The organism is Pseudodesulfovibrio nedwellii, assembly GCF_027923765.1.
Taxonomy (GTDB): Bacteria; Desulfobacterota; Desulfovibrionia; order Desulfovibrionales; family Desulfovibrionaceae; genus Pseudodesulfovibrio; species Pseudodesulfovibrio nedwellii.
The window spans coordinates 1,155,752-1,175,840 of record NZ_AP026709.1; the positions used below are offsets into that span (position 1 = coordinate 1,155,752).

Below are 20,089 nucleotides of genomic sequence, written 5' to 3' on the forward strand. Positions count from 1 at the left end.
AGGCTTTTTTGTTATCAATCTCAAATTATTATAAAACAATCATTCCCTTCATATACGTAACAGCCTGACCAGATAATTTGACCCGATCACCCAAATCTTCGCACTTCAGTACACCTCCACGAGCCGACGCCTGAAATGCGGTAAGCTGAGATTTACCCAAACGCTTTGCCCAATATGGCACCAACATGCAGTGCGCAGAGCCTGTAACAGGATCCTCAGGGATACTCACATCCGGTGTAAAAAAACGGGATACAAAGTCATAGTCCAAACCAGGAGCCGTACAGATAATACAAAGTCCGTCCACCTTGGCTACCAATCTAAAATCTGGCTTCAATTCGCGAACCTGCGCTTCATTCTCAAACACGGCCATCATATCACGATGTCCCATGTAAAGTTTATCAGGACGCGCTCCGAGGGCTGCGGCCACACGTTCAGTCACCTGAATCTCATGGAATGGCCATGCCGGAAAATCCATGGAATAAAAACCGTTTTCACGGTCCACAAACAATCGCCCGCTCTTGGTCTCGAAAACCACGACGGGATCATCATAATCCAGATGTTCATAAAGGACATGCGCGCTTGCCAATGTTGCATGGCCGCACAGATCAACTTCACTTTCGGGAGTAAACCATCGTAACTCGAAATACTCGCCTTTGCGTACGAAAAACGCTGTCTCAGACAAATTATTTTCCATGGCAATATTTTGCATCAAATCATCGGAAAGCCATTCGTATAAAGGAATGACCGCCGCTGGATTGCCACTGAACACAGTGTCAGCAAATGCATCTACCTGATAGAGTTCGAGATCCATGGGTTCCCCCTATGCTAGAAGGTCTGCTTAAACAGATCATCATCGGAGACAGGACCGTCACCGCTGCTGCCACTCCCTCCGGACCGAGACATTTCTGTTGGCTCCGAACCGACCTTGAACGGCAGGAAAAATTCCTTAGTCGAAGACGGCGATGCGAGCTTGCCCGTCGTGCCATCTACCCGGACCATAACAATTCCCGGCGGCTCGGTGAAGTCCTCATACGGATAATCTTTTTCAACGGCCTTACGGTAGCTAACCCAAATAGGACTGGCCGCACGCGAACCGGTTTCCCACTTGCCCATGGGCGTCAATTCGTCAAAACCAACATACACACCAGTCAACAAATACGGAGAGAACCCCATATACCAGGCGTCCTGCTCATTGTTGGAGGTTCCAGTTTTGCCTGCCACAGGGCGCTTAAGCACCCGGGCACGCCAACCTGTCCCGTTTTGAACAACCTGCTTCATCAATGTAGACATAATAAAAGCGGTCTGAGGACTGATGGCATCCGATACTTCAGGAGCCGACGTAAACAGATCTTCTCCCCATGCGGATTTCACCGACAAAACGGTGCGCGGTTTCACATAGGAACCACCACGAGGAAAGGCTGTATATGCTTCACACAAGTTTATCAGTGACACCACGGCTGAACCGAGAGAGACTGACAGATCATGCGGAAATTCCGTTTTAAGGCCCATGGCCTTGGCCCGTTCGATAATCTTACGAATACCAATTTTCTGGGCCACACGAATAGTGCACAGGTTCTTGGACTTAACCAGAGCCGTCCTCAACAGAACCGGGCCATCAAATGTCCCTTCAAAGTTCTGGGGACGCCACAGCTTACCTTCTTCGTCATTGGCGTAAACTATCGGAGCATCCAATACCAATGTAGATGGCGTAAAACCGTTGTCGATGGCCGTTGAATATACGATCGGCTTGAACGCGGAACCAGGCTGACGTTTGGCCTGCGTGGCACGATTAAACTGACTTTTCTCAAAAGCATATCCACCGACAAGGGCTACGACTTCACCAGTGTCAGGCTGAATGGACACCATAGCACCTTCAACCTTTGGCTTACGCTCAAGATCAAGGGTCCAGATGCCGCCCTCTTCCTTGGGAGCCTTGGCAACAGTCACCCAAACCACATCGCCCTTCTTAAGAACCTTGCGGGCATCTTTCGGATTGGGAACATCTTCGTGAGATTTCTTGATATTCGGTTCGCGCACCCACCACATAGCTTTGATCGGGATTTCTCCCTTGAAAACACCAAAACTCACCGAAGCCTTCTCGGCAACAACCTTGGTGACAAAAGCCTTCATCAGTCGGGTCTTGTCCATGATCTCTTCGGAGTCCTGCGGGCCTTCTTCAAGAATGCCAGGCATGTCTGCAGGCGTAAAATTCCCGATAGGCCCGGTCCAACCACGTCGTTTGGCCGAATTAATCAGCCCACGTTTAACCGCATTTTCCGCAGCTTTCTGATGTTTCATGTTGCAAGGCGTTGTCACAGTCAGGCCACCATTATATGTCGCATCCTCACCGTATTCGGAAATCAGCCAACGCCGAACTTCTTCGAGATAATAAGCACCAGTCTTCCAAGACGGATCCGGCATGGATTTAAGTTCGATCTCTTCATCCATGGCTTCTTGATACTGCTCGGGAGTGATCCAGCCGAGATGACGCATCTGGCCAAGCACATATTCCTGGCGTTTCCGGGCATGCCGCATATTTCGATACGGATTATATCGGGTCGGAGCCTGAGGCAATCCAGCCAACATAGCCGCCTGCGCAATACTCAGTTCATTGGAATGTTTTGCAAAATATGTTCTGGATGCAGCCTCAACACCATACGAATGTGCACCAAGAAAAATATGGTTGAGATAGATAGTCAGAATCTCTTCCTTGGTCAGATAATTCTCCAACCTAAAGGCGAGAATCGCTTCCTTGAGTTTACGTTTGTAGCTCTTCTCCGAAGTCAGCAACAGCCGTTTGATAATCTGCTGCGTAATAGTAGAACCACCCTGACGAGTATGCCCTGCCCTGAGGTTCGCCACAAAAGCTCGTGCAATGGCGGTTAAATCCACACCATCATGTTCATAAAAACTCGCATCCTCAGAAGCAAGAAAAGCCTTGGGAAGCCAAGGACTCATCTGATCCAAAGTCACAAGAAATCGTTTTTCCTTATAGAAATACCCAAGGACTTCATTGTCCTGAGCATACACAGTGGTCACCAATGGTGGATTGTAGTCCGTAATATTCTTGAAACCGGGCAGATCGTTGGCCGCCCAGTTATACACCCACACAGCACCACCAACTCCAGCGAACATGCACAAAAGGAATATTATCAGTAAAACTTTCAGTACTTTCATGAAACCTATCCGTCAGAACTTTTTATTGACCCGGCATGCGCCCTTTCTTGGCGCGAGCCCCCATACAAGCCGCAATCGCCCATACAGGTCCTTAATCGTCGCCCTGTTAGTATCAAGCCGATCAAGTATTCGTATAAGTGTTCTCCCTTCCCGCCGAGCCAGACAAGTAGGGGAATCAAAAAATGTCACGCCACTTCCCGCCATCCAAAACGGGAACAAACGACAATAATAAGGCCGTGCTTCCTTGGGAATTTCGCACCCTTCCGGGCCAAGAAACCGACAGGCTCCCATGGAATCCACAGCCAATCGAAAATGTTCCTTGCCCTCAGGAAACAATTCCCGCGCCGCGTCTTCTTCTCCCGGAAACAACCGGCAGACGTGGTCAACAAACGCTTTGGAATTGGGGGACAGCACAAAACCGCCAGTAAAAGGAACATGCTCTTGAATACGCTCTTTCTCAACCTGTGAAAGAGGAAAACAAAATTCTTCCTGACCAGTCGCGATACGGCAGCACGTCGGTCCTTGAAGGGAACACCGTCTACAAACATCCGAATCGTCAATCTGATTTTTGGACACGGTCAGCACCCGCCGGATTATCCGGCTTCTCCGTTATGACCGTTTGAAAACCGCAGTTCACCCTTGCCTAACAGGTCATGCATATGAACCATACCTGCCAAGGTACCATCTTCGCTCACAACAGGCAGCACGGTAATTTCGTTGCGTTCCATCACGTCGAGTACATGGGCCGAACTATCACCAGTAACCGCACGTCGAGGCGATGCGGTCATGACTTCACTGATGGTCTGATTCCCGTCCAATAAATCATCACACACAAGACGACGCACATCGCCGTCCGAAAAGACACCTTTGAGAAGATTTGCGGCATCCACAATGGCCACAAGACCAAGGCCTCCACCATTAAGGATTTTGAGAGCAGCGGTCAGAGAAATATGCTCCCGGACCGTGGGAAGATCTTCCGTATGCATGAGTTGATCCACACAAATAGCCAGACGCTGTCCAAGCGACCCACCGGGATGATATTTCTTAAAATCATCCTTGCCAAAGGACTTCCACTCCATGAGACACACGGCGAGAGCATCACCCACTGCCAATTGTGCGGTGGTGGAAGACGTCGGGGCCAAGCCAAGGGCACACGCTTCACGCGGTACACTGACCTTAATGGCGATATCAGAAAGCTGAGCCATGGCTGACGCGGTATTGGATGTCATGGCGATAACCGTGGCTCCAAGGGACCGGAGCACCGGAATAATGGTGTTCACTTCATCCGTACCGCCGGAGTTGGACATGGCTATCACCACGTCTTCCTTGCGGATCATCCCCATATCTCCATGCGCTCCCTCAACAGGATGCAGGAAAAAAGACGGGGTTCCGGTGCTGGACAATGTGGCAGCAATTTTGCGACCGACCAACCCAGATTTACCAACACCGGTAATAACTACACGACCTTCACATTCAGCCAAAGCAGTCAGAGCTTCCACAAAGGATTCACCCAGCTGTTCCTTGACCGCCGCCAAACCCTGAATTTCTATATCCAGGACTTCACGAGCCAGATTCAACCAATCAGTTCTTTTGGAATTGCATGTCATATACACACGCTCCGCTAGCAGAACTCTTTGATAATACCAGGTTCTGCTTCAAGACAATCCTTGCCCATATGATCCGACAGAGGCACAGGATACTTTCCATCAAAACAGGCCAGACACCAATCATGCTGAGTCACGGAATCAAGCAGACCGGGAATGGTCAGATAATGCAAAGAATCGATACCCATGAAACGAGCGATATCTTCCGGCGTATGGTTGGCTGCAATCAGCTCGCCCTTGCTGGAGAAATCAATGCCGTAAAAACACGGATTCATAATCGGCGGACAACTGACGCGCAGATGAATTTCCTTTGCGCCCAACTCACGCAACTTCTTGACACGAGCACGAATGGTGGTTCCGCGGACAATGGAGTCTTCCACGATAACAATGCGCTTACCCTTGATCATGGATTTGACCGGATTCAACTTCACCCGAACGGAAAAATCACGCATATCCTGTGAAGGCTGAATAAAGGTACGGCCCACGTAGTGATTACGGATCATGGCAAGTTCCAGCGGCAGGCCGGATTCCTGAGAATAACCGACAGCCGCGTAGTTACCCGAATCCGGGAACGGCATGACAAAATCGGCATCCACAGGTGCTTCCTTGGCAAGCATGGCCCCCATGGCCTTACGACGTTCGTAAACCACATCGCCGAAAACATAGGAGTCGGGACGAGCAAAATAAATCAACTCAAAAATACACTTGCTGGTCTTCTTCTTTTCGGCAAAACGGTGAGAAGTAAGTTTACCTTTGTGGATGGTCACCATCTCACCAGCTTCCAAAGGACGCAGATACTCGGCTTCGATCAGATCGAAAGCACAAGTCTCGGATGCGAACACGTAGGAATCACCCACTCGCCCAAGGGCCAGAGGACGAAAACTGTTGGGATCCTTAATCGCGATCATCTTGTCATTGGCGAGGATAAGCATGGAATATGCGCCACGCACACGACCACACGCCTTGCTGATAGCCTCCTCAAGAGACTCGGACTCATGCAAATACTTAATGATCAGATGGGCAAAAACCTCGGTATCCATGGTGGTCTGAAAAATAGAGCCACTGGCTTCGAGTTCTGAACGCAGTTCATAGGTATTCACGAGGTTACCGTTATGAGCCACGGACAATTGCAGGTCACCATGGCGAACCCGAAACGGTTGGGCATTACGAATAAGTGACGCGCCGGTCGTGGAATAACGGATATGCCCCATCCCGATGGAACCTTTAAGTTCCTTACTCAGATGGCGCTCATTAAAGACATCGGCCACAAGGCCCATACCTTTCTGTTCGCGAATCTTCTCACCATCCCAGGTGACAATACCTGCAGACTCCTGCCCACGATGCTGAAGGGCATAGAGACCGAAGTAGGTCATTCTGGCGGCCTCTTTGTTGCCGTAGATTCCGAAAAGACCGCAATACTCTTTTTTCATGGAAGACTCTCTCGTCCTATCCGGCGGTTAGCCGTAATATTTTTGCAGGCTTTGAACTTTCAGCCCGGTTTCTCTTACTTCAAGAATGGCCTGAGCAATGGCCTTGGCCCCGGATACCGTAGTGGTATACGGGATATCGTACAACAATGTATTCTGACGAATCATCTTGGCATCGCTCACGGTCTTTTTGCCAGACGGAGTATTGATAACCAAGTCAAATTCGCCGTTCTTGATATGGTCGACAACGTGGGGACGCTGGCCCTCATGAACTTTGTAAACTTTCTCGACGTTAACGCCTTTTTCAGCCAGAAAATCGGCAGTACCGCCAGTGGCACACACTCGGAAGCCCATAGCCTCAAAGTCACGGGCAACCAGAACTATCTTGGACTTGTCCCAATCGTTAACGGACATAAAGACCGTCCCTTCCAAAGGCAGTTTCTGTCCTGCCGCCAACTGCGCTTTCATATAGGCCAAACCGAAACTTGGATCGATACCCATAACTTCGCCGGTGGAACGCATCTCAGGTCCAAGTAGCACGTCCACGTTGGGGAAACGGCTAAAGGGGAACACGGATTCCTTGACGGACACATGGCCCTTTTTGCGCATTGCCTTGGGCTTCAAATCTTTCAGCTTCTCACCAAGCATGACGCGGGTAGCGAGCTTGGCAAGCGGAACACCCGTGGCCTTGGACACAAACGGCACGGTACGGGAAGCGCGCGGGTTAACCTCAATGATATAAACTTCGTTGTCCTTGATAGCGAACTGAACATTCATCAAACCGACAACGCCAAGCTCTTTGGCCATGACTGTAGTCTGTCGTTCGATTTCACGAATCAATTCTCCGCTCAGGGAGTACGGGGGCAGCACCGACGCAGAGTCGCCGGAATGAATACCAGCCTCTTCGATGTGCTCCATGACACCGCCGATATAGACGTCCTCGCCATCGGCCAATGCATCGACATCCACCTCGATAGCGTATTCCAGAAACTTGTCGATGAGGGTCGGATGTTCTGGCGAAATACGTGCTGAATGACGGAAATAATGATCGAATTCATCCATGGTGTAGACTATGTCCATACCACGGCCACCCAACACATATGAAGGGCGAAGTACCAACGGAAAATCGAGACTTTCAGCTATTTCACGAGCCTCGACCATGGACATGGCCGTGCCGTTCGAAGGCTGCTTCAAATGCAGTTTGTTCAGGAACTGCTTGAACCGCTCGCGATCTTCAGCGCGGTCAATGGCGTCAGGGGTGGTACCGATAAGCGGCACGCCCGCATCCATAAGACGCAAAGCCAAATTGAGAGGAGTCTGCCCGCCAAATTGAACAATAACACCGTCCGGCTTTTCAAACTCGATAATGTTCATGACATCCTCGAAAGTCAGCGGCTCAAAATAAAGCTTGTCCGAGGTATCATAGTCAGTGGAGACCGTTTCCGGATTGGAGTTGACCATAATGGACTGTACGCCAAGCTCCTTCAAAGTGAAGGAAGAGTGGCAGCAGCAGTAGTCGAACTCAATGCCCTGACCGATACGGTTGGGACCGCCGCCCAGAATGACGACTTTCTTTTTCTCGTCACGGACATTTTCCTGCCCGGTCTCGTAGGTAGAATAATAATACGGCGTGTATGCTTCAAATTCTGCGGCGCAGGTATCAACAAGATAGTAGGTCGGAATTATATCCAATTCCTTGCGCAAAGTGCGGATTGCATCCTCACTGGTCCGCCACATGGCGGCAAGCTGCGCATCGGCATACCCATATTCCTTGGCTCGACGGAGCATTTCATCCATGCCATCAGCATCTTTGGAAACGCCCTCACGCTTGCCATATTCAATGAGCTTTTTCTCCATCTCAAAAATGTCTACGAACTGACGGATGAACCATGGGTCGATTTTGGTGGCTTCGAAAACTTCGTCTTCAGTCATTCCGCAGCGTAACGCATTACGCAGAGCAAACAGACGTTCAGAGTTGGGACGACGGAGCAGACGCAAAATTTCATTTTTGTCGATGTCGCAAGTTTCAAAACGCTTACCTAAACCGATGTGTCCGGTTTCCAAAGAACGCAAACCTTTCTGCAATGCTTCCTTGAAAGTTCGACCGATAGCCATGGTCTCACCCACGGACTTCATGGCCGTGGTCAAATAATCCTCGGTGCCGGGGAACTTCTCGAAAGTGAATCTTGGAATCTTGATGACACAGTAATCAATGGCCGGCTCAAAGGAGGCCATGGTCTCGCGAGTAATATCGTTGGGAATCTCGTCGAGCGTATAGCCGACTGCCAACTTGGCCGCAATCTTGGCAATGGGAAATCCGGTTGCCTTGGAAGCGAGAGCCGAAGAACGGGACACACGGGGATTCATCTCGATGATGATTACCTCGCCATCCTCGGGATTGATAGCAAACTGAACGTTTGACCCACCCGTTTCAACACCAATCTCACGCATGACAGCCAAAGAGGCATCACGCAATTTCTGATATTCGTCATCAGTGAGCGTCTGGGCCGGAGCCACGGTCACGGAATCACCAGTGTGTACACCCATAGGGTCCAAGTTTTCGATGGAACAAATGATCACGCAATTATCGTTTTTGTCACGCATGACCTCAAGCTCGTATTCCTTCCAACCAAGGATGGAACGTTCAAGCATGATCTCGCTCTTCATGGACAGGGCCAAGCCATTGGAACAAATTTCCTCAAGCTCTTCCATGTTGTAGGCAACGCCACCACCGGCACCGCCCAACGTATAGGCGGGACGAACGATAATCGGAAACGGGATCTTCTCACCCCATTCTCGCACGTCATCCATGGTACGACAAATACCACTCTCGGGCATACCGAGACCGATATTATTCATGGCCGTACGAAATTCTTCTCGGGATTCCGCCTTGTTGATAACCGGAATATCCGCACCGATAAGTTCAACGTTGTACTTGTCCAACACTCCCATTTCGGCCACGGCCAAAGCGGTGTTCAAACCAGTTTGTCCCCCCAAAGTCGGCAAAAGAGCGTCGGGACGCTCTTTTTCGATGATTCGGGCTACTGTTTCGGGCTCAAGGGGTTCGATGTAAGTGGCATCGGCCAACTCCGGGTCGGTCATAATCGACGCAGGGTTGGAATTGACCAGAACGACTTCGTATCCTTCTTCCTTGAGCGCTTTAAGCGCTTGGGTTCCAGAATAATCGAATTCGCAAGCCTGGCCGATAACAATCGGGCCGGACCCGATCAACATAATCTTTTTGATGTCTGTACGTCTGGGCATTCTCGTCCAAAGAGTTGAAGTTACGGCATTTTTCGCAAGCCGGGGAATCATGTGCCTACCCCGTCCGATCAGGCAATACCGCCACCCACCGGACAAGCAAACTTTATTACAGGCTTACCCCCCGAATGGCAATGGTTTTATGCCTCCTACAGTCGTGTGAAAAACGGAAAAAACACCCCCAGAAATGTCCACGCCACCTTCATCAAGGGTACATTCTTCACGTTCTCCACTTTTTTTATTGTTAAAAATCTTAAATAGCGAACCAAATGACACACTTTTATTCCAAAAACATCCTGAAATCGTATGATTAATTTCCCCTTTAATCTCGGCAGCAAAAAACAAAACTCTCCCATTGACACGAGCATAGTTGAGACTTAATTTCACTCTCAACCATTTTTTGAGGGATTATTTGAAATGCAAAAGCCTTTGACACAATACCCTACCGGGGCTGTTGTTCGTATAACCGGAATCGACGGAGGCCGACAGGCCCGTGCCCGCATGCTCGCTATGGGCATGACGCCTGGATGTCCGGTCGAGATTCTGACCGGTGGACCAACAGGTTGCCGAGTCCGTGTCCGCGGTTCCGAAGTTGTCCTATGTTGCGGCCTGGCCGGAAAGATAATGGCCGTAGACAATGACTCTAACGAAGGTCCGCACTGCAGTTGCTGCCCCGGGCCACGAGCCAAAGCTTCATAATGGACGAGATAGACCCGAACGTATCAAGCCGCCTCATGGCGGCTTTTTTCATGCCCATCTTTTTTTCAAATTCTTTTTGTTTCAAGTAAATTACGGGAAATATCCTGAGCCAATACTCAATGGACACAACGTCCGAAAGTATCAAAATCGGTGTCAGTGCCTGTATCATCGGCGAAAAAATCCGGTGGGACGGCATGCATAGACGAGACCTTTATCTATCTGAAATTCTGGCCAAGCATGTCGAATTCATCCCGTTGTGTCCTAAAATAACTTGCGGGATGGGCATCCCAAGAGAAGAACTACGCCAAGCAGACTGCGCGGGAAACATCCGTCTCATAGGATATAAATCTGGCGATGATCTGACCCAAAAAATGACAGAGTGGGCGGAACGCGTGCTGCATGGTCTGGGAGAAGAAGAACTCAACGGCTTTGTCCTAAAACAAAGCTCTCCATCCTGTGGCATGCATCACGCCAAGATATTCTCCACCACAGGCAAACCGCACCGGCTCGGGTCAGGATTCTTTGCCCGCAAACTGATAAAATACGCCACCCTGCTCTTCAAAACTCTGTCGTTCAAGACAACACCAAAAAAAAAACACAGATGTACGATCTCATGCCATAGGCTTTTTCAAAAAACAGTTGAACTCGGGGGATAAACAAGAATTTCAGGGTATGATGCTCGCTTATAAAAATGGAAAAATACCGCTACTGATACCGATGACGCTTCTGAATCATTATGCCAGAAAGTATCAGAAACCATACCTGACGCAGCAGTATTATTTGAATCCATCACCAACTGAACTTGAGCTGCTTAACCACGTCTAAATGATTAAAGTACTACCGGCTGCTTCCAGTTCCAAACGTATACCCTTGATATCGCCACCGCTTTCGAGCCACGACTTAAGCAACGCCCGATTGCGAAAGACCACAGGATGTGGACACCCATATCCGGCCTGAACTAACAATCCTGCGGCCTGATCCGGGTAATGCTTTGCTGCTGATAAACAAGCCAACAAATTAAGACAAAGTTCATTCACGGGGAAACCAAGGGTCATGGCCTTACCCAAAGGCAACATCACATCAGAATATCGACGTGCACCGTAATAGGCCACGGCAAGATCAAACTGTGCCGCGTGCAATCCGGACAATCGCTCGGCAATCGCCTCTCGCTCGCCCACAGTGTAGGAAATTTTTTCAGCGATATACGGAGTGCCGTTCACATTTCGGACACGTACATCAAACCCATATCGACGAGCCCAAAACAATCCTTCCACGGCATCATCGGAATCGAGCATCATATCGACTTGTTGACACCCGGCCAACCTCATGGCTTTGAGCAATCCGTCGGTAGGAACTCTGTCGAGATTTGCACTCCACAGAATTTTTATTTCACGAATACGCATATTCTCGCACATAGCAACGACTTTTGCGTGATCCCTGAACATCTCAGAATCATTGAACGTCAAAGTAGCAAGACCGCGGTCACTCACGGCCTGCTCCAATTCATCCAAATTCCAATCCCCGTCGAAACGAACAAAACTCTGCGAGAATATACCGGAATTATTATCGATACAATTCGGCCTGACAGTCTTTATTTCCACACGCATATTCCACCCCACGCCGCCTGTTTTTTGACGATTCAACGGCTCTGTATCGGGAAATGCAAGGAATTTGCCAAAAAAGGAAAATGACTATTGCTTATAGCAATGATCCAACAAAAAAAATCGCCCCACAAGCTCATGGCTTGCGGGGCGATTGACTCATTTCAATAAAGACTCTAGCTAATCTTGCTCCCTGAAGGGACGTCACCCGAAGGGGTGAGCAACTGCATACCGTCTTCGGTCTTCACAGCCAAAATCATACCTTGAGACAACTGTTTTCTCAGCTTGCGCGGCTTGAGGTTGGCAACCACGACCACTTGCTTACCAACAAGCTCGTCAGGACTGAAGAAATCGGCAATACCCGCAACGACTTGGCGCAGTTCTGCATCACCAGTGTCCACGCGAACCAACAGAAGGCGGTCTGCATCAGGATGCTTTTCCACTTCCTTGACCGTGCCAACACGCAGGTCCAGCTTCTGGAAATCCTCGAATTCAATATTCGAAATTTCTTCATCTACCTTTTCCTGCTTCTTGGCCTTCTTGCCATTCTTGGACTTCTTGGCAGCCTTTTCTTCCTTGGCTTCGGGCATCTCTACACGAGGGAAGAGGTTAGATGTCTTGGCAACGGTTTCGCCGGATTCCAACAAACCCCAAACATCCAATTCCTTGGACAAATTAACCTTTTCCGGGTCAAACGCTATACCGAGCTGTTCCAGCATCTTTTCGGATGCTTCGGGCATCACCGGCCACAGATGGACGGCGATCTTGCGCATATTCTCCAACAGCACATAAATGACTGTTGAGAGCCGCTCCATGTCCTTTTCTTTGTACAGAGTCCAGGGAGCGGTGGCGTCGATGTATTTATTCAGGCCGCGCACCAATTCCCACAAACCTTCAAGGGCGCGGGAAAATTTGAATTCTGAATAGAAATTCTGGAAGGATTTCATGGCATCCTGACCAATTTTCTTGATCTCCGCATCCACGATATCTTCCACATCGGGACGAGGAATGCTTCCACCAAAATACTTGTGGGTCATGGCCAAAGTACGGCTAAACAGGTTGCCAAGGTCATTGGCTAAATCTGCGTTAAGGCGTCCCACCAAAGCTTTTTCAGAAAAACTGGAATCCTGACCGAATGACATTTCCCGAAGCAGGAAATAACGGAAAGCATCCAGACCGTAGGCGTCCTTCATGGCTAAAGGTTCCACGACATTGCCAATAGACTTTGACATCTTGGTGTCTTCCACCAGCCAGTACCCGTGTACATTAAGATGCTGATACGGCTCAATGCCAGCGGCTTTGAGCATGGTCGGCCAGAAGATGGCATGCGGCTTGAGAATATCTTTTGCCACCAGATGATTGGCTGCCGGCCAGAACTTCTTGAATTTGTCGCCTTCGGGATAACCAAGTGCGGCCAGATAGTTGATCAAAGCGTCAAACCAAACATAGGTGACGTACTGATCGTCAAAGGGCAACTCAATCCCCCAGGTCAAACGAGACTTGGGACGGGAGATGCACAGATCTTCAAGCTCGCCGGATTCCAGCAAGCTCATAACCTCATTCTTGTACCGCTCTGGACGGATAAAATCAGGATGTGTGTTGATATGTTCGATCAACCAATCCTTGTATTTGGACATCTTGAAGAAATAATTTTTCTCCGCAATGTATTCAGGCACGGTCTGATGGTCAGGACATTTGCCGTCGACAAGTTCCTTCTCAGTGTAGAACCGCTCACAACCAAAGCAGTAATGACCACCATATTCGCCGAAATAAATATCTCCTGCATCATAGACCTTTTGCAGGATGCTCTTCACCACCTCGATATGCCGAGGCTGCGTGGTACGGATAAAATCATCATTTGAAATATTCATGTCCGGCCACAGGTCTTCAAAGAGCTTGCTGATGATATCAACATATTCCTTGGGAGTCTGGCCGTTGGCTTCCGCGGCTTGAACGATCTTGTCGCCATGTTCGTCAGTACCGGTCAGGAAGTAAGTCTCCTCACCCATCAGTCTGTGAAAACGATTCAATGAATCGGCCACAGTTGTGGTATACGCATGCCCCAAATGAGGTTTGGCGTTTACATAGTAAATGGGCGTGGTGATATAAAAACTTTGCAAATCAATTCTCCTTGTCGTGACGGACACAGTCCGCCTGCCACGCAGTTATTTTTTGGAAGGCCTGCGCCTACGCCTTCTGGGCCTGCGCCCTCTTTTTGATTTTTCATCGCCGGAACGGGATTCGCTCTTTCCCTCAGGGGTTGAACGATCCGGCGTGCCATCCCGCTCTTTCCTCTCGGGACGCTCCTGACGGGGACGCCGCTGGCTATCCCTCTTGTCACTGCCACTCTTGTCGCTACGCTTCGGCTTCCCACGGCCTTGAGGACCACCAGCTTTTTCTTCAGATTTTTCCTTGCCCCGTTTGGTATCACGACGCGAATCATCTGGCTTGGACGGTCTACCGCCACGCTTGCTGCGCGGGGGCCGAGGCTTGGCTTCAGCCAAGGCTTCTTCACTCGGCGGCTTGTTAACTATTTCATTCCATTCGTCAATGGAAACTTCCCGCTCCTCAAATTTCTCGGTGAGCAGAGACAGAGTCTTTTTGAAAAAATTGGAACGAAGAACTTTCACCTGACCGAGGGACGTCGTATACTTCTTGCCCACACGCGGACACATGCGATGGAATTCTTCATAGCCTTCTTGCTCAAAACTGAGACAACAAAGCAGACGGCCACAAATGCCCGAAATTTTTGTAGGATTCAAAAAAAGATTTTGTTCCTTAGCCATTTTAATGGTCACAGGGACAAATTTCCGCATAAATCGACGGCAACAACATATCTGCCCGCAGTTACCTATAGCGCCAAGCATCTGGGTCTCATGACGCACACCAATCTGTCGCAATTCAATACGAGTCCTATATTCCCGGACAAGGTCCTTGATAAGCTCTCGAAAATCGATACGGCCAGGTGCTGTAAAATAAAAAACCATCTTGGACCGGTCAAAAAAGACTTCCACATCCACAAGCTTCATACCCAATTTATGGGTAACTATGCACTTGCGAGAAAATTTGAAGGCATCCTTAGCCAGCGCCTCGTTCTCGGCAGTGGACTCCATGTCCTTTTCGTTAGCCAAACGATAAATAGGCTTATGGCCTTCATTATCGTCCTCTTCCTTAGGAGCCTGACGAATAAGAATGACCTTGCCCAACCCCATGCCCTGATCGGTCTTGACGATAACGTGTTGTCCTTCACGCACCACGAAAGGACCGGAGGTAAAATAATATACCTGTCCGTAATCGTTGAATTTAACACCAAGTATTTGGCTCATTGTTTTATATCCTATATATAAGCACCCCGTATGATCGGGGAAGAAAGTATCATGCAAAGAGAATCAATATATTAGAAAACGGCTTGGACTTCAAATGATGCCGTCAAAAGAAAAACGGGTGCCGTTTCAGTCGCACGGCACCCGGCTTTTTTACTTGATAAACAAATGCTTAGAGCAGCCCCAAGCTCTTTATCTCATTGAGGAGTTTTTCCTCATCAATGGGCTTGACCAAATAGGAAGTGGCCCCACCGAGGAAAAAAGCGTCGTGGGTTTCTTTCTCATCCGCGAGCATGGTGGTAACAATAACCTTGGACTCGTCCTGGGGAGCCACATCGTGCTCCTTTTCCAGTGCACGAATCTCACGAAGGGCCTGCTGCCCATCCATTTCCGGCATGAGTAAATCAAGACAAATCAAATTATACGGTTCGCCATGAGCCAGCCCTCGGCCAAAGGCTTCAATAGCCTCTTCTCCGTTGACGGCAATATCGCACTGGGCAACTTGGCGTAAGATCTCATGAATCATATTCCGGCTGTAAAAATCGTCATCCACGATAAGCGCTTTCATGCACACCCTCCTGAGCAAACTCACAGCTTACAGCAACCTGAAAATTAATGTCACTTTACACGACAAAATGCAACTCCTGCCATCCCGCCGAATTCAACCTAAATCTGTATGACCTCTCCTTCACGCGCCAATTCAAACCTCACACCAGAGTCACGCCACTTCTCCTTGAGCCTATCCTGAATGACATCCAACTGTTTATCAGTCCGGGTCGTATCGTGATGCGTCAAATATGTCTTCCCCGCACCCGTGTCCCGAGCCAACTCAAGAGCACTTTCATAGGTTGAATGCCCCCATCCCCGCTTCGTTTCGTACTCTTCTTCCGTATATTGCGAGTCCGCTATCAACACGTCAACGCCACTAATAAAATCGACAATGACTTGACTGCGCTCCTGCACGACTTGTTCATATTCTTCAAACTCTGCATCTTCAGGCTGATATATATTCTGCAAATGTTCATGATCACCCGTAAAGAAAAGACTCTTGCCGTCGCATTCCACTTTGAATCCAAAATTCATGGCAGGATGGTTCATGAGAATCGTTGAAACCTTTGCAAATCCAAGATCAACGACCTGCCCGTCTGACAATGTGTTATAAGAAATATTCGCTTGCAATTCGGCTACACGCACCGGAAAATGTGGATATTCCATCTGCTTGGCAAGCACAGCCTCAATGCCTGTCATGGTCACGGGATCGGGAGGACCGTAAATAGTCAGTTCATTCCCCGGCACAAACATGGGGATAAAAAAGGGAACACCTTGAATATGGTCCCAATGCGTATGGGAAACAAACAAATGGCACTTGACCGGCATGCTCGCCGACAACTCAACACCCAACTCCCTAATGCCGGTTCCTGCATCGAGAATGACAAGATCATCGGTATCGGATCGCACCTCGATACAAGTGGTGTTGCCACCATATTTAATAGTATCCGCTCCGGGTGAGGGCAAAGAGCCACGTGTCCCCCGAAATTGAAAATACATGATCAGGCCTCCCCAAGCTTGATAAATATCCGGGCACGCTCCACCTCCTCATCAAGAGTTGGAAGCTCTTCGATGAGTTCCTCCATATCCATGAAGAATCGTTCCCTGACGGAATCGGGCAAAGGCTCTATTTCAAAATCTCCAGCCGCACCGAAAGAAAGTTTTTTGGTAATCTGATTGGCCGCAAACAAACAATCAAGAAGCTGGGAAGACTCTCCCGAACCTACTGAATGATGCCGAGCTATGGCATCATGCAATTCCACGGGAAGATTCCACTTCTTGGCAAGCATGGCACCAATGTCGGCATGATTCGCCCCAATTACATCCTGTTCACACTGGTAAAACGCCGCACCGGGTTCAGCGGCTCTTCCCGAGACGTCCTCGAACTCCTCCGGCATATACAGAGCAAAAACCGCCTTCCCAACGTCATGCAGCAATCCGGCTGCGAAATAATCAGCGGCATCGTCACGCGAAACACCAAGCTTCAACCCGAGCATGCGCGTAGCCGTAGCCACGGCCAACGAGTGCAACCAAAATCCACCCATATCCAAATGCTTTCCGGCGGACTTGGGTATGGCTCCGACAGCCGCCAAACCTAATGCAACATTCTTCAACGTATTCAGGCCGAGATACACGCTGGCCTGATTAATGGAAGTTATTTCGCGAGACAATCCGAAATAGGCAGAGTTAACCAACCGCAATATTTTGAGCGTAAAGACAGGGTCCCGTTTGATGACCTCGACCAGATCTCTCTGCGAACAATTAATGTCCCCAGTCAGCTTCAAAACCTGATTTACACTCTGAGGAAATGCAGGCATTTTCTCAACGGCAGTCAATAATTTATTTTTAAGTTCCGTCATTGATTCCAATCATTTGAATGTAACATGTTTCATCAAATTATCTGTATCCAAGGACAGTGGATCAAACCACCTAATATACACGAATGAACGGTAGCTCAGGAAAAACTCCGTGGCAAGCGACATCTATGGATAAAACGACTGCACAGTGTATCCATTGCCATCCCAACGACACTTGACCTGCCCATATCGAGAAGTTGTCAGCACCCCGCCTCCGGCCGCACGCGCTACCTCCGGGTGCGGGAACCCATACCGATTGAGATATCCATTGGAACACAGGACAGTCTGTGAAGACACGGCTTCGTAGAGCCGGGGATCAAGACTGCTTCGGCTCCCGTGATGCGGCAAGACAAGGGCCTCGGCCCTTATATCACTTCCCTCCTGCAAAATGGTATCAATCCCGGCCTTCTCAACATCCCCCGGTAACAAGGCCAATGGGCTACCTTTCCACACCATTCGCATGACCAGTGACCGTTCATTGGCTTTCCCGCTCTTAAATTGAGGATTAGGATGCACCACTTCAAAAACGGCATTATCGGTCAATTTCACCACAGCCTTGGCGACCAGGGGCTGAGGGGAAAGATGCTTCCGAGCCAGGGCTTTCCGCATCCTTTCACCTGTACGCCCTCGCGGCATCATGCCGTTAGTATAAAATTCCCCTACCTGAAATCGATCAAAAATAAACGGCAGGCCATGACTGTGGTCCACGTCTGGGTGCGTCATAAACACTCCATCCAAACGCGGAGGCCGCCCATACGTCAAAGCCGGTGCCACCACAGCCTCACCCAAATCAAACGTTCGCGAGCCACCCCCGCCATCAACGAGCCATCGATGACCGCCGGGCAAAGAGACAACCAAAGCCTGTCCCAACCCGACATCCAGCATAGTTAACTGCACTTGATCACGGGTGTCAGCCACCATGACTGAAATATGTGGAAAAACGAGCAAAAGGAATCCGATAGCAGCCAGTTCAACCGGTACCCGTCGTGAACTTCGAACAATGGACACCGCCACAATCAGCAACACGGCGCACCCAAGCATTTCCGGCCATAACGGTCTCAGCACGGCAAATACAGGCATCAATCCAGCATTACCGGCTGTATGCAGCAGAACCAATAACCCATCCGCGCCTTGTGCTGCCCACCCAAGAAAAATACCGCCGATAAATTGTGTCCACGGAAAGACCGTCAAAAACATACCCGCCAACCCCAGCGGCATAACCACAAAACCAAGCACAGGCAGCCACACCAGATTAAGCAAAATATTAGGACTCATCGTCCCGAAATACCAGGAAACGAGAGGCAGTAGCGCAATATTCGCGCAGACACTCATACACATGATGCCGATAGCCCATCGAACAAGTTGTCGCGGCCATGAATCACCGGCAAGAAACAAAGAACGGAAATGCGGATACATGAGGCCAATCCCGGCCACAGCCACAACAGACATTTGCAGACTGAGATCAAAAACCGACATGGGTGAAACAAACACAATGGTCAACAGGGCAAAGAAAAGCCCGTCCATAAGCACTCGGCCCCGCCCTTGAAGCAACAGGAATCCCCAAAATCCAAACATCGTTGCTGCCCGAATCAATGATGCAGATGGTTGACCGAGCCATGCATACCCAAGCACCAACGGAGCAGCCATCAGCACCGCCAACTTTGGGCGGGGAATAGACAAAAGCAACGGCGGATATATCCAACCCACAAGCAACGCCAGCCCGAACCCCATGGCCGCCACAAACCCCACGTGCAACCCGGACAGGGCCAAAGTATGCGCCAGCCCCGCACTCCGTGTTGCGTTCATGGTGTCGCTGGACAACAGTGATTTGTCACTCGTGGTCAAAGCCAGAACCATGGCTCCACCCTGCGTCTCAGGGACAGACTCTGCCACGGCATGCCGCAGTCGGGCTTTCAACTGCCACAGGATATCATCGGGAGACTCTCCCCATTGCAAGGACGCTTTCCCCACAGGCCATGCCCGCCAAAAAACACCTTGGCGCTGCCAGTACCATCCATAATCCCAACCACCGGGATTACCAAAACCACGCGCCGGAACAACTCGCAGCAAAGCCTCAAGGTCCTGCCCCGGCGAGGGCCTGTAACGAGGGTGACGAATAGATAATACCATTCTGCCCGGCAAAATCTCTTCGACACCGTCTACCTCGCACCTAATATGACCAAGCACGACACGAAGCCGGTTGCTTGAACGTGGTTCCACCCGTTCTGCCACTGCCCGTACCATGATCGGCTTTCGACTCTCCGCCCATTCGGGTGTCTCATAGGGTAATTCAGGCGTGCGCTGAGAAGCATAACCAAAACCAAAGACCGCGCAGCAGATAAAAACCAACAACGGCAACCGACACATTCGATCTCGCAACAAATAATCAGCCAGATACACTACACCGAGTGCCGCCATGGCCGGAATAGGATGCTTAAAGGACACAATCCCGAGAACAAACGCCAACCCATAGAATTGCCATGGCAGCAATCCAGGAACGATTGATCGTGATGTCCAACAAGCTTTATCCATGGCCACTCAACTTTCATCATATCGGTTACAAAAAATTCCCCCAACAACCATGGAATTAAC

The 20,089-nt window shown here is 49.7% G+C and carries 17 protein-coding genes; 3 read left to right on the forward strand and 14 right to left on the reverse strand.

The annotated features are described in order from the left end of the window. Nucleotides 1–28: 28 nt before the first annotated feature. The 7 genes from SYK_RS05670 to SYK_RS05700 all read right to left on the reverse strand — a co-directional run bounded on the left by SYK_RS05670 (nt 29) and on the right by SYK_RS05700 (nt 9,856). On the reverse strand, nt 29–811 hold the full coding sequence (locus SYK_RS05670) for a PhzF family phenazine biosynthesis protein (RefSeq protein ID WP_281762624.1): 783 nt from the start codon (nt 809–811) through the stop codon (nt 29–31). Nucleotides 812–825: 14 nt separating this feature from the next. Continuing rightward, nucleotides 826–3,177, reverse strand: a complete 2,352-nt coding sequence (locus tag SYK_RS05675) for a penicillin-binding protein 1A (protein ID WP_281762625.1) — start codon at nt 3,175–3,177, stop codon at nt 826–828. Nucleotides 3,178–3,189: 12 nt separating this feature from the next. Beyond that, nucleotides 3,190–3,753, reverse strand: a complete 564-nt coding sequence (locus SYK_RS05680; RefSeq protein ID WP_281762626.1) for a YkgJ family cysteine cluster protein — start codon at nt 3,751–3,753, stop codon at nt 3,190–3,192. Nucleotides 3,754–3,770: 17 nt separating this feature from the next. Beyond that, nucleotides 3,771–4,784, reverse strand: coding sequence for a KpsF/GutQ family sugar-phosphate isomerase (locus SYK_RS05685; protein WP_281762627.1), 1,014 nt, complete (start codon nt 4,782–4,784; stop codon nt 3,771–3,773). A 14-nt stretch (nt 4,785–4,798) separates the two neighbouring features. Then, a complete protein-coding gene (gene purF, locus SYK_RS05690; protein ID WP_281762628.1) occupies nt 4,799–6,211 on the reverse strand; it encodes an amidophosphoribosyltransferase in 1,413 nt (470 codons plus the stop codon). Between the two features lie 27 nt (nt 6,212–6,238). Further along, nucleotides 6,239–9,472 carry a carbamoyl-phosphate synthase large subunit gene (gene carB, locus SYK_RS05695; RefSeq protein ID WP_281762629.1) on the reverse strand — a complete coding sequence of 1,078 codons (3,234 nt, stop codon included), beginning with the start codon at nt 9,470–9,472 and terminating at the stop codon, nt 6,239–6,241. Between the two features lie 114 nt (nt 9,473–9,586). Further along, a complete protein-coding gene (locus SYK_RS05700) occupies nt 9,587–9,856 on the reverse strand; it encodes a hypothetical protein (protein WP_281762630.1) in 270 nt (89 codons plus the stop codon). A 30-nt stretch (nt 9,857–9,886) separates the two neighbouring features. Here SYK_RS05700 and SYK_RS05705 point away from each other — a divergent pair, with 30 nt between their 5' ends. The 3 genes from SYK_RS05705 to SYK_RS05715 all read left to right on the forward strand — a co-directional run bounded on the left by SYK_RS05705 (nt 9,887) and on the right by SYK_RS05715 (nt 10,993). Beyond that, nucleotides 9,887–10,168 (forward strand): FeoA family protein, encoded by a 282-nt coding sequence (locus tag SYK_RS05705; protein ID WP_281762631.1) that lies wholly within the window; start codon nt 9,887–9,889, stop codon nt 10,166–10,168. A 119-nt stretch (nt 10,169–10,287) separates the two neighbouring features. Further along, nucleotides 10,288–10,824 carry a 2-thiouracil desulfurase family protein gene (locus SYK_RS05710; protein ID WP_281762632.1) on the forward strand — a complete coding sequence of 179 codons (537 nt, stop codon included), beginning with the start codon at nt 10,288–10,290 and terminating at the stop codon, nt 10,822–10,824. Continuing rightward, a complete protein-coding gene (locus tag SYK_RS05715; RefSeq protein ID WP_281763240.1) occupies nt 10,787–10,993 on the forward strand; it encodes a DUF1722 domain-containing protein in 207 nt (68 codons plus the stop codon). Before SYK_RS05710 ends, SYK_RS05715 begins: the two co-directional genes overlap by 38 nt. Here SYK_RS05715 and SYK_RS05720 read toward each other — a convergent pair. The 7 genes from SYK_RS05720 to SYK_RS05750 form a co-directional block, all read right to left on the reverse strand. Next, the gene (locus SYK_RS05720) at nt 10,990–11,811 is read right to left on the reverse strand and encodes a hypothetical protein (RefSeq protein WP_281762633.1); all 822 of its coding nucleotides are present in this window, start codon (nt 11,809–11,811) and stop codon (nt 10,990–10,992) included. The genes SYK_RS05715 and SYK_RS05720 overlap by 4 nt on opposite strands. 134 nt (nt 11,812–11,945) lie before the next feature. Then, a complete protein-coding gene (metG, locus tag SYK_RS05725; protein ID WP_281762634.1) occupies nt 11,946–13,889 on the reverse strand; it encodes a methionine--tRNA ligase in 1,944 nt (647 codons plus the stop codon). A 45-nt stretch (nt 13,890–13,934) separates the two neighbouring features. Then, the gene (locus SYK_RS05730) at nt 13,935–15,095 is read right to left on the reverse strand and encodes a PSP1 domain-containing protein (RefSeq protein ID WP_281762635.1); all 1,161 of its coding nucleotides are present in this window, start codon (nt 15,093–15,095) and stop codon (nt 13,935–13,937) included. 169 nt (nt 15,096–15,264) lie between these two features. Further along, complete coding sequence (locus tag SYK_RS05735) at nt 15,265–15,660, reverse strand: response regulator (protein WP_281762636.1); 396 nt, start codon at nt 15,658–15,660, stop codon at nt 15,265–15,267. 98 nt (nt 15,661–15,758) lie between these two features. Next, nucleotides 15,759–16,640: an MBL fold metallo-hydrolase gene (locus SYK_RS05740; RefSeq protein ID WP_281762637.1), complete on the reverse strand. Its 882-nt coding sequence runs from the start codon at nt 16,638–16,640 to the stop codon at nt 15,759–15,761. Between the two features lie 2 nt (nt 16,641–16,642). Next, on the reverse strand, nt 16,643–17,500 hold the full coding sequence (locus SYK_RS05745; protein ID WP_281762638.1) for an HDOD domain-containing protein: 858 nt from the start codon (nt 17,498–17,500) through the stop codon (nt 16,643–16,645). A 123-nt stretch (nt 17,501–17,623) separates the two neighbouring features. Further along, nucleotides 17,624–20,029, reverse strand: coding sequence for a DNA internalization-related competence protein ComEC/Rec2 (locus SYK_RS05750; RefSeq protein WP_281762639.1), 2,406 nt, complete (start codon nt 20,027–20,029; stop codon nt 17,624–17,626). Between the last annotated feature and the right edge of the window lie 60 nt (nt 20,030–20,089).

Bases quoted from the DNA above. Each gene is read 5' to 3' on its own strand.
- SYK_RS05730 (WP_281762635.1), bottom strand. From the start codon at position 15,095: ATGAGCCAAATACTTGGTGTTAAATTCAACGATTACGGACAGGTATAT.
- SYK_RS05735 (WP_281762636.1), bottom strand. From the start codon at position 15,660: ATGAAAGCGCTTATCGTGGATGACGATTTTTACAGCCGGAATATGATT.
- SYK_RS05685 (WP_281762627.1), bottom strand. From the start codon at position 4,784: ATGACATGCAATTCCAAAAGAACTGATTGGTTGAATCTGGCTCGTGAA.
- SYK_RS05675 (WP_281762625.1), bottom strand. From the start codon at position 3,177: ATGAAAGTACTGAAAGTTTTACTGATAATATTCCTTTTGTGCATGTTC.
- SYK_RS05710 (WP_281762632.1), top strand. From the start codon at position 10,288: ATGGACACAACGTCCGAAAGTATCAAAATCGGTGTCAGTGCCTGTATC.
- purF (WP_281762628.1), bottom strand. From the start codon at position 6,211: ATGAAAAAAGAGTATTGCGGTCTTTTCGGAATCTACGGCAACAAAGAG.
- SYK_RS05750 (WP_281762639.1), bottom strand. From the start codon at position 20,029: ATGGATAAAGCTTGTTGGACATCACGATCAATCGTTCCTGGATTGCTG.
- SYK_RS05705 (WP_281762631.1), top strand. From the start codon at position 9,887: ATGCAAAAGCCTTTGACACAATACCCTACCGGGGCTGTTGTTCGTATA.
- SYK_RS05740 (WP_281762637.1), bottom strand. From the start codon at position 16,640: ATGTATTTTCAATTTCGGGGGACACGTGGCTCTTTGCCCTCACCCGGA.
- SYK_RS05745 (WP_281762638.1), bottom strand. From the start codon at position 17,500: ATGACGGAACTTAAAAATAAATTATTGACTGCCGTTGAGAAAATGCCT.
- SYK_RS05670 (WP_281762624.1), bottom strand. From the start codon at position 811: ATGGATCTCGAACTCTATCAGGTAGATGCATTTGCTGACACTGTGTTC.
- carB (WP_281762629.1), bottom strand. From the start codon at position 9,472: ATGCCCAGACGTACAGACATCAAAAAGATTATGTTGATCGGGTCCGGC.